The following is an 8,528-nucleotide window of genomic DNA, read 5'->3' as shown; positions in this document are numbered from 1 at the left end:
CAACTAAATAGCGAATTTTTTGCCTAGCTATCAACACGTTTTTCCGCCCTCAAAATAGACCACTTAATTAAGCGAATTGGTATTAGTTTATCATTCGGATATAGCATTATTTAAAGCTTATATCATCTAGCACTAATCCCTTTACCCTCAGCTTGCGCCAACTGAATGTATTTACGCTCAACCAGCTGCGAAACCGGCACGAGCTCAAAACCTTGCTTAGTTAGCTCGGGTAAGGCATGACGTAAAAATTCGATTGTTTCTGGGTAGGGATGAGCAATTGCAATAGCGGAATTATGAGTGATGGCTAGTTTTTTTAATTCTTCAAGCCTTAGCTGCAGTTGTTCTGGTGTAGTTATATTGTCTAAGAACACTTGGCGACTAATATTGGCAACACCTAAAAAGTTAGCAGCATTTTGTGCTTGGCTTAAATCGGTTGTGCGGCTATCTAAAAAATATAAATGGCGCTTTTTAAGCACTTCCATTGTCCACTTCATAGCTTGGCTTTGCTGCGTAAGCGCTGAGCCCATGTGGTTATTAACGCCTTTAACTTGCGGTAAACTAGCGAGAGCGGTTCCTAGAGTTTGCTGAAGCTGCTCTTTATTCATATTTAAAGTAAGCGCGCCAGGTCCGAGTTCTTTACCGTTAAGTGCCTGCATAGGTACATGAAGTAATAACTCTTTATTTGATTGACTAGCAAGCGTTGCAAAAATTTGCGAATAAGGAGTATGGGGCAAAATTGAATACGACAATTGCCCTGGTAAGGAAAGGAACTCTAAGTCCCGTTGATGATAGCCTATATCGTCTATCACTATTGCTATTTGTTTAGCGCTAATTGTTGCTGAGCTAAAACAAATAGCTAATATTAGCCATTTTATTATTTTCACGTTTATAGTTTTTATTATCTTTTTTAGCTTTGTTTAACAGCTTATACAAGCTATTGCATGCTGAGTAATTGTTTTGCTTTAACTAACTGTAAGTCGGCTAAGTTACCAGTAAGTAATTGCGTGTTACTGTTAGTGTGTTCATTTTTTATTATAACGGCTTTATTACTTTGTGAAAGGTTTGTTTGATTAACCGCCACATCTGGGGTTATTCCTATACCATCAATCGATTTACCTAACGGCGTAAAGTATTTAGCTGTGGTGAGCTTTAATGCGGTATTGCCATCACCTAGCGGAATGAGCGATTGTACAGAACCCTTCCCAAAAGATTGACTGCCAACAACGGTTGCTCGTTTATTATCTTTTAGCGCTGCTGCAAGTATTTCGGCTGCAGAGGCTGAGTTTTCGTTTATAAGCACAACAATGGGGGCATTTTTTAGAATGTCTCCACGCTTTGCATAAAATGCTTGGTTGGCATCGTAAAAACGTCCTTTAGTAGTCACTATAGTGCCACTTTGTAAAAATAGGTCTGATACCGCTACTGCGCTTTGTAATGTACCCCCTGGGTTATCACGTAAATCAATTACTAAGCCTTTAAGTGGGTAACCAAAGTGGCTTTGCAGGGCAGCAACTTGCAGAGCAACCTCATGCAATGTGTGGTTAGAAAAATTATTGATAGCTATATAACCAGTACCAAAATCTAGAAGTTCGCTTGTTACGCTTTCGAGGTTTATTTGGCGGCGTGCTACATGAAACGTGAGTGGGTTTTTATTGTTATCACGACTTATAATTAGCTCTATATTTGAAAATTTACTGTCTCTTATTAGTGTTGCTACTTCATCGATTGTAAGGTTTTGGGCTGCTTGGTTGTTTACACTTACAATAATATCGCTTGGCAAAATACCCGCTGCTTTTGCGGGGGAGTTATTAACCACATTAACAATAGTCATATTCTCGTCGATATTTTTAACCTCAATACCAATACCTGTATAGCGCCCGTTTGTGTTATCAAATAATGAGGTTAGTTCGTGCTCATTTAAGTATTTAGAGTAAGAGTCGAGCTTTGAATATAAGCGCTCAAACTGTTGGCTATTATATTTAATGTGGTGGCTATTTTGTAAGGTGAGATCTTCAACGTAGTAGGCATGGATGTTAAAGAGTATTTCGTCTATTTGTTGTCTTTTAAGATCTTTAATCGAGCTTGCTAGTACGTTACTAGAAAAAGCGATTAAGGTTAGTAATACAAGTAAATACAGACTTATATAAAAGCCTGTATTTTTTTGATCAATGGTAATTACTGCAGTTTTTTTAGTTGTCATCAGCTGCTCCAGAGCGGTGCAGCGATTTATTTAATTAAATGCGTTTGCACCATTTTACAGGATTTACTGCGCGTCCTTTGTGGCGTATTTCAAAGTATAGACCAGAACTAGCTTGTCCGCCGCTTTGGCCAACTAAAGCAAGGGTTTCGCCTTCGCGTACCATGTCGCCTACATCTCTTAGCAGTGTTTGGGCATGACCATATAGGCTCATAAAACCTTCACCATGGTCTACAACAATTACCCAACCATAGCCCTTTAGCCAATCGGCAAATACAACTTGGCCGTTATGTACGCTATTAATATTAGTGCCTTCTTTTGCACCAATTAATACGCCTTTCCAATCAATACCACCATGTTTACGTTGGCCGAATGTGTGCTCTAACTTGCCTTTGCTCGGCCAGTCTAATTTGCCTTTGTTTTTATTTAGGCCCAGTAATTCAATTTTCTGTGTTTTTTCTTTTTCGAGTTCTTCAATTGTTGCTACTAAAGTTTGTTGGTTTTCTTTTAAATAGTTTATTGAACTTTTGGTGCTGTTGAGCTGAGCTTGTAAATTTTTAAGATTAGCTTGGCGTTCACTTTGTGCATTAAGCAATGCAGTTTGACGTCTTTTTTGCTCATCAAATAAAAGCGCTAGTTTTTCTTGTGTTTTAACAAGCTCTTCTTGGTTTTGTACTATTTGCTGTTGAAGGTCTTTTAGATCTTCAATTTGTTCAATACGGGCTTTATTTAAGTAGTTGTAATAACTAAGTGTGCGCTCAAATTTTGCAGTGTCTTCTTGATTTAACAGCATTTTAGAGTAGTCGTCGCCACCGGCCATATAGGCGCTTTTAAGTTGCGCGGCTAAAATTTTCTGAAATTGAGTGTGCTTTTTATCGAGCTCATCGGCTTTATTTTGTAGCTCTTTTTGCTGTGTTTTAGTCTCTTTTACAGATTGTTCTGCCATGTTAAGTGCTTTAGCATTTTTAGCTATATCGAGTTCATGGCTTTTTAGGTTTTTTTGTAGCGACGCTATTTTTTTTCTTTGGGCGTTATACTCAGCTTGGCTTTGCTCAAGTGCATTTTGAACTTCTGATAAGTCTTTTTTAGTACGATCCTCATTAGCAACTGCAGATGCAGTCACTAATGAAGTTAGTATTAAACCGCACTTAATTAACCGGTTAATACGTCTATTCATGTGTCATTTCAACATCATGATAGGCGTACCAGTCATTTCGCTTGGTTGCTCCATGCCCATTAAGTGAAGCATTGTAGGGGCTACATCGCTTAATGCCTTACCTTGCATAGGCTCTGCATCGCGACCAACATAAATAAAATGTACCGGTTCACTAGTATGGGCAGTATGCGCTTGGCCTGTTTTAAGATCAGCCATTTGCTCAGCATTACCATGATCGGCTGTTATTAGTGCTTCACCACCAAACTCTTCAAGTGCATCAACAACACGTCCGATACAGCTATCTACAGCTTCACAAGCTTTAACAGCGGCTTCAAATACGCCTGAGTGACCAACCATATCGCCGTTAGGGTAGTTACAAATAATAGCATCGTATTTACCGCTTTTAATTGCTGCTACTAGCTTGTCGGTTAGCATTTCTGAGTTCATTTCAGGTTGTAAGTCGTAGGTTGCAACTTGCGGCGAAGGAATTAGCTCGCGTGTTTCGCCTTCAAATTCACTTTCGCGTCCGCCACTAAAGAAAAACGTAACGTGTGCGTATTTTTCGGTTTCTGAAATGCGAAGCTGTGTTTTGTTATTTTTTTCAAACCACTCACCAAGTACGTTTACTAACGGTGTTGAACCAAAGGCAATAGGTGCATCTATATCGGCTGCATACTCTGTCATCATTACAAATGCACTAAGCTCTGGCGTTCTTTTTCTTGCGAATCCATCAAAATCAGGCTCAACAAAAGCGCGAGTAATTTCGCGGGCTCTATCTGCTCTAAAGTTGGCAAAAATTAGAGTGTCGCCATCGTTTATTGAAGCAGGAGCGGCGCCTGTTGGTGTAATGGTTGTAGCGGCCACAAATTCGTCGTTTTCGTCGCGCTCGTACGCTGCATTAAGTGCCTCTACGCCGTTATCAAAATTAAAGTCACCTTCAGCTAATGCAATTACGTTGTAAGCTTTTTCTACGCGGTTCCAACGGTTGTCTCTGTCCATTGCGTAGTAGCGGCCAATAAGTGACGCCAAACGACCGCATTTAAGTTCGCTAAATAACGCTTCAATACGTTCGATTGACGCTTTAGCACTACGTGGAGGTGTATCGCGGCCATCTAAAAAGCCATGAAAGTAAACTTCTTTAGCGCCACGTTTTGCAGCAAGTTTTATGCTAGCAACTATGTGGTCTTCATGGCTATGCACACCACCTGGGCTTAAAAGACCCATTATGTGGACTGCTTTTCCTGCACTTATCGCTTTATCTATGTTTTCAACTAAGGCTGGGGTTGAATTAAATTCGCCATCGTTAATTGCTTTAGTGATACGGGTAAAATCTTGATAAACAATGCGACCAGCACCTAAGTTCACATGGCCAACTTCTGAGTTACCCATTTGACCATCAGGAAGACCAACATCTAAACCCGAAGCTGATATTAATGTGTGTGGCCGTGTGGCCCATAAATTGTCTAATACCGGTGTGTTAGCTGCAAGAATAGCATTACTTTGCGTATCTTCGCGGTATCCCCAACCGTCTAAAATCATTAATACCAGTGGTTTTTTATGCTCTGTCATAATAGCTCCTGAAAATTAGTATCTGTTGATGGATACTGTGCACCTAAAAGGTTTATTAGCGTGGTTTTAGCATACCGTGTTTTTAAGCTAGGATCAGCATTGAAAACAAGATATTAAATTTTTTCACTTATACCTCATTGACTAACCTGAACTCTGCTTGAGATAGATTTATTATCCAGAGTTCTTGTTAACTATATATGGGGGGCTTTATCGTTTTTTAAACGTCTCTAAGTGCTCCTAAACTCGCATTTTAGGTTGGTTTGGGTATACTTGCGTGGCTAAAGTACAAAATCCTTAAAATATTAGGGCGTGTTGCACTTTGGTGGTTGAATTTGCAGCAGTATGTTTGGTTTTTAGGTAAGGCAGAGCCTATGAAGTGTGGTTACTCCCCATAAATAGGCGATAACGTAGCATAAATACCAAACATACGCTGCCCGTTGGGTTCTTTCTAGGGACTATTACCTCTTTGTTGCTCGGTTTTTACTTAGCCCACTAGGTTACAAATCTCGCGCCGCGATTTAATCGCCCCTAGATTGAACAAATTTCAATCCACAAAGGCCAACACGCCCTAGGTTTAAAACATAATTTCATAGTGGAAGTAGAATGGATCAATATATTGAATTTATTACAAATCATCCCATTTTAAGCCTTGCTTGGGTTGGTATTGTTTTCCTTATTGTTAGTGGCTGGATAAAGAGTAAGCTTTCAGCTGTTCGTCAAATAAATCCTCAGCAGCTTACGTTACTTATTAACCGTGATGACGGTCAAGTAATCGATATACGTGCGCAAAAAGAGTTTAATGCAGGGCGTATTTCTGGTGCTGAGCACTTAAGCCCAGAGAATGCGAAAAAATCTGACTTTTCAAGCCTTGAAAAGTACAAGACTAAACCCATTATAGTTGTATGTACTACAGGTATGACTGCCCAAGGTACTGCAGCCGCTATGAGTAAAGCTGGTTTTGAACGAGTTTACTTATTAGCAGGTGGCATGGGTGCGTGGCAATCTGCCAGCTTACCAACTACAACAGGTCGCTAATCAGTTTAGCTAGGCCGATAGAGGATTTATTATGAGTAATGTTGTTTTATACACCAAGGCGTATTGTCCATTTTGTCAGCGTGCTCTTTCGCTTTTAAACAGCAAAGGCGTTGAATACACAAATTATGATATTGGTGTACAGCCTGAGCTACGCGATGAAATGATTGCCAAAGCAGGTGGTGCAAGCACAGTACCGCAAATTTTTATTAATGATGAACATATCGGTGGCTGCGACGACATGATGGCTATTGAAGCGCAAGGTAAACTTGACGCTAAGCTAAACGCTTAATTTAATTATAATAACGAACAAGTTAGGAATAACAATGAACGAAGAAAATCAAAACGTAGCAGCTGCAGAAGCCGGCGCACAATTTACTATTCAACGTATTTACACTAAAGATGTATCGTTTGAAACGCCAAACTCTCCGGCCATTTTTCAAAAAGAATGGACGCCAGAAGTTAAGCTAGACCTAGATACACGCTCTAATAAACTAGACGAAGGTGTATTTGAAGTTGTTTTAGCGCTAACTGTAACCGCTTCTCTTGGTGAAGAAACTGCGTTCTTATGTGAAATTCAACAAGCAGGTATTTTTACTATTGCTGAAGTTGAAGAAGTGCAACTTGCGCACATGCTAGGTGCATTTTGTCCTAACGTGTTGTTCCCATATGCACGTGAAGCTGTTTCAAACCTTGTTAACCGTGGTACTTTCCCACAGCTTAACCTTGCGCCAGTTAATTTTGATGCGTTATTTGCACAATACATGCAACAACGTACTGCGCAAGCTGACCAGGCTTCAGCAGACGCATAACTTATGAGTACAGCAACTACAGCTGTTACTGTATTAGGGGCGGGGTCTTACGGCACCGCCCTTGCTATTTGTTTAGCCCGAAATGGTCACCACGTGACACTTTGGGGAAGAAATAGCGACGACGTTGCCACGCTTGCAGCTGAGCGGAAAAATCAACGTTACTTACCTGATGCTCCTTTTCCAGATACTCTTACTCTTGAAGCTAACTTACAACATGCCGTTGCTAACAGCGCTATTGTACTTGTTGTTGTGCCAAGCCATGCTTTTGGCGACACACTTGCGCAGATCAAACCTGCATTGCAATACGGTGCTAAAGTAGCGTGGGCAACTAAAGGACTTGAGCCTAATACTGGACGTTTGTTACAAGAAGTGGCTTTGCAAGAATTGGGTGATGACATTCCACTTGCGGTACTGTCGGGTCCTACGTTTGCAAAAGAAATGGCGATGGGTTCACCTACAGCTATTTCAGTGTCTTCTACGTCGCCTGAATTTGCTCAGCAGCTCGCTGATTTACTTCATTGTGGTCGCTCATTCCGTGTGTATAACAATGATGATTTTATTGGTATACAACTCGGTGGTGCGGTTAAGAATGTAATTGCCATTGGTGCCGGTATTTCGGACGGTGTTGGTTTTGGCGCTAATGCGCGTACCGCACTTATCACCCGAGGCCTTGCAGAGCTTACTCGTTTAGGTTGCGCTCTTGGTGCTAAGCCAGAAACCTTTATGGGAATGGCAGGCCTTGGCGATTTAATACTAACGTGTACAGATAACCAATCACGTAATCGTCGATTTGGTTTAGCGTTAGGTAAAGGCGAAAGCGTTGATGCTGCTATTGAATCAATTGGTCAAGTAGTTGAAGGCTTTAGAAATACCAAAGAAGTGTATTTATTAGCGCAGCGTAGCGGTGTAGAAATGCCGATTACTGAGCAAATTTATAAAGTGCTTTATGAAAATAAAGATATGAAAGAAGCTGCAATGGCGCTATTAGGCCGAGAGCAACGTTCTGAATAATTTTATAAGCGTTTATAAAACTAAAAAACCGACGTTATGTCGGTTTTTTGTTGTTTAGCTCAAAGCTATTTACTGCGCGTTAGGAAAACCCAACTGGCGCCACGACTCGTAGACAAACACAGCTACTGCGTTTGATAAGTTCATGCTGCGGCTATTGGCTTGCATAGGAATACGCACACGCTGCTCTTTTGGCAGTGCTTGGATCATATCGTCAGGCAAACCGCGAGTCTCTGGGCCAAATACCAAGCAGTCACCCGCTTCGTAACTTGCTTCATGGTGAAACTGACTACCTTTGGTTGTACATGCATATATTTTTTTTGGTTTACATTTTTCAAGGTAATCTTCAAATGAGGCATGGCGTTGAACATGACTAAATTCATGATAATCAAGTCCTGCACGTTTCACGCGCTTATCGTCCCACTCAAAACCTAGCGGCTCAATTAAATGTAATGCATAGCCGGTATTGGCACATAGGCGAATAATATTACCAGTGTTAGGCGGTATTTCAGGTTGGTATAAAACAATATCCAGCATAATGAGCCTTATAAAATAATCTGTAGTTTGACGAAGGGCAGTATACACGAAACCTTTTAAAAAAATGATATACTCACACTATTGAATACTCCTAATTATCGGATTAAAACGTGCATAACCGTAGCTACGAATTTTGGGTTAAAACTTCAAGCATTGTTACCATGGTAATGGTTAGTTTAATGATTGGTGCAAAAACATGGGCATGGCTTGCTTCGGG

9 protein-coding genes are annotated in these 8,528 nt (G+C 40.6%); 4 read left to right on the top strand and 5 right to left on the bottom strand.

What is annotated here, in order from left to right; translation table 11 throughout:
- Positions 1 to 122: 122 nt before the first annotated feature.
- Genes L654_RS0100875 through gpmM form a run of 4 tightly spaced genes read right to left on the bottom strand, consistent with a single transcriptional unit; the run spans position 123 to position 4,922 of the window.
- Positions 123 to 884, bottom strand: a complete 762-nt coding sequence (locus L654_RS0100875; RefSeq protein ID WP_024606967.1) for a divergent polysaccharide deacetylase family protein — start codon at positions 882 to 884, stop codon at positions 123 to 125.
- A 50-nt stretch (positions 885 to 934) separates the two neighbouring features.
- Entirely contained in the window at positions 935 to 2,200 is a 1,266-nt protein-coding gene (locus L654_RS0100870) for a S41 family peptidase (RefSeq protein ID WP_024606966.1), read from the bottom strand.
- Between the two features lie 34 nt (positions 2,201 to 2,234).
- On the bottom strand, positions 2,235 to 3,374 hold the full coding sequence (locus L654_RS0100865) for a peptidoglycan DD-metalloendopeptidase family protein (RefSeq protein WP_024606965.1): 1,140 nt from the start codon (positions 3,372 to 3,374) through the stop codon (positions 2,235 to 2,237).
- A gap of 3 nt (positions 3,375 to 3,377) precedes the next feature.
- Complete coding sequence (gpmM, locus tag L654_RS0100860; RefSeq protein WP_024606964.1) at positions 3,378 to 4,922, bottom strand: 2,3-bisphosphoglycerate-independent phosphoglycerate mutase; 1,545 nt, start codon at positions 4,920 to 4,922, stop codon at positions 3,378 to 3,380.
- A 603-nt stretch (positions 4,923 to 5,525) separates the two neighbouring features.
- Between gpmM and L654_RS0100855 the strand changes: the two genes are divergently transcribed.
- The 4 genes from L654_RS0100855 to gpsA are packed head-to-tail and all read left to right on the top strand — an operon-like array spanning position 5,526 to position 7,777.
- Entirely contained in the window at positions 5,526 to 5,957 is a 432-nt protein-coding gene (locus L654_RS0100855) for a rhodanese-like domain-containing protein (RefSeq protein ID WP_002957784.1), read from the top strand.
- Between the two features lie 31 nt (positions 5,958 to 5,988).
- Positions 5,989 to 6,246 (top strand): glutaredoxin 3, encoded by a 258-nt coding sequence (gene grxC / locus L654_RS0100850; RefSeq protein ID WP_002957783.1) that lies wholly within the window; start codon positions 5,989 to 5,991, stop codon positions 6,244 to 6,246.
- 34 nt (positions 6,247 to 6,280) lie between these two features.
- Positions 6,281 to 6,766 carry a protein-export chaperone SecB gene (secB, locus tag L654_RS0100845; RefSeq protein WP_010553360.1) on the top strand — a complete coding sequence of 162 codons (486 nt, stop codon included), beginning with the start codon at positions 6,281 to 6,283 and terminating at the stop codon, positions 6,764 to 6,766.
- Between the two features lie 3 nt (positions 6,767 to 6,769).
- Positions 6,770 to 7,777 (top strand): NAD(P)H-dependent glycerol-3-phosphate dehydrogenase, encoded by a 1,008-nt coding sequence (gene gpsA, locus L654_RS0100840; RefSeq protein WP_024606963.1) that lies wholly within the window; start codon positions 6,770 to 6,772, stop codon positions 7,775 to 7,777.
- A gap of 69 nt (positions 7,778 to 7,846) precedes the next feature.
- Here the strand turns inward: gpsA and trmL are convergent, their stop codons facing one another.
- Positions 7,847 to 8,311: a tRNA (uridine(34)/cytosine(34)/5-carboxymethylaminomethyluridine(34)-2'-O)-methyltransferase TrmL gene (gene trmL / locus L654_RS0100835; protein ID WP_007582820.1), complete on the bottom strand. Its 465-nt coding sequence runs from the start codon at positions 8,309 to 8,311 to the stop codon at positions 7,847 to 7,849.
- Between the last annotated feature and the right edge of the window lie 217 nt (positions 8,312 to 8,528).

The organism is Pseudoalteromonas sp. TAB23, from assembly GCF_000498075.1.
In the GTDB taxonomy this organism is placed as follows: Bacteria; Pseudomonadota; Gammaproteobacteria; order Enterobacterales; family Alteromonadaceae; genus Pseudoalteromonas; species Pseudoalteromonas arctica.
The sequence above is the reverse complement of the archived record's forward strand: the minus strand, read 5'-3'. Positions and strand labels throughout refer to the sequence as shown.

Bases quoted from the DNA above. Each gene is read 5' to 3' on its own strand.
- grxC (WP_002957783.1), top strand. From the start codon at position 5,989: ATGAGTAATGTTGTTTTATACACCAAGGCGTATTGTCCATTTTGTCAG.
- L654_RS0100855 (WP_002957784.1), top strand. From the start codon at position 5,526: ATGGATCAATATATTGAATTTATTACAAATCATCCCATTTTAAGCCTT.
- L654_RS0100870 (WP_024606966.1), bottom strand. From the start codon at position 2,200: ATGACAACTAAAAAAACTGCAGTAATTACCATTGATCAAAAAAATACA.
- gpsA (WP_024606963.1), top strand. From the start codon at position 6,770: ATGAGTACAGCAACTACAGCTGTTACTGTATTAGGGGCGGGGTCTTAC.
- L654_RS0100865 (WP_024606965.1), bottom strand. From the start codon at position 3,374: ATGAATAGACGTATTAACCGGTTAATTAAGTGCGGTTTAATACTAACT.
- trmL (WP_007582820.1), bottom strand. From the start codon at position 8,311: ATGCTGGATATTGTTTTATACCAACCTGAAATACCGCCTAACACTGGT.
- gpmM (WP_024606964.1), bottom strand. From the start codon at position 4,922: ATGACAGAGCATAAAAAACCACTGGTATTAATGATTTTAGACGGTTGG.
- secB (WP_010553360.1), top strand. From the start codon at position 6,281: ATGAACGAAGAAAATCAAAACGTAGCAGCTGCAGAAGCCGGCGCACAA.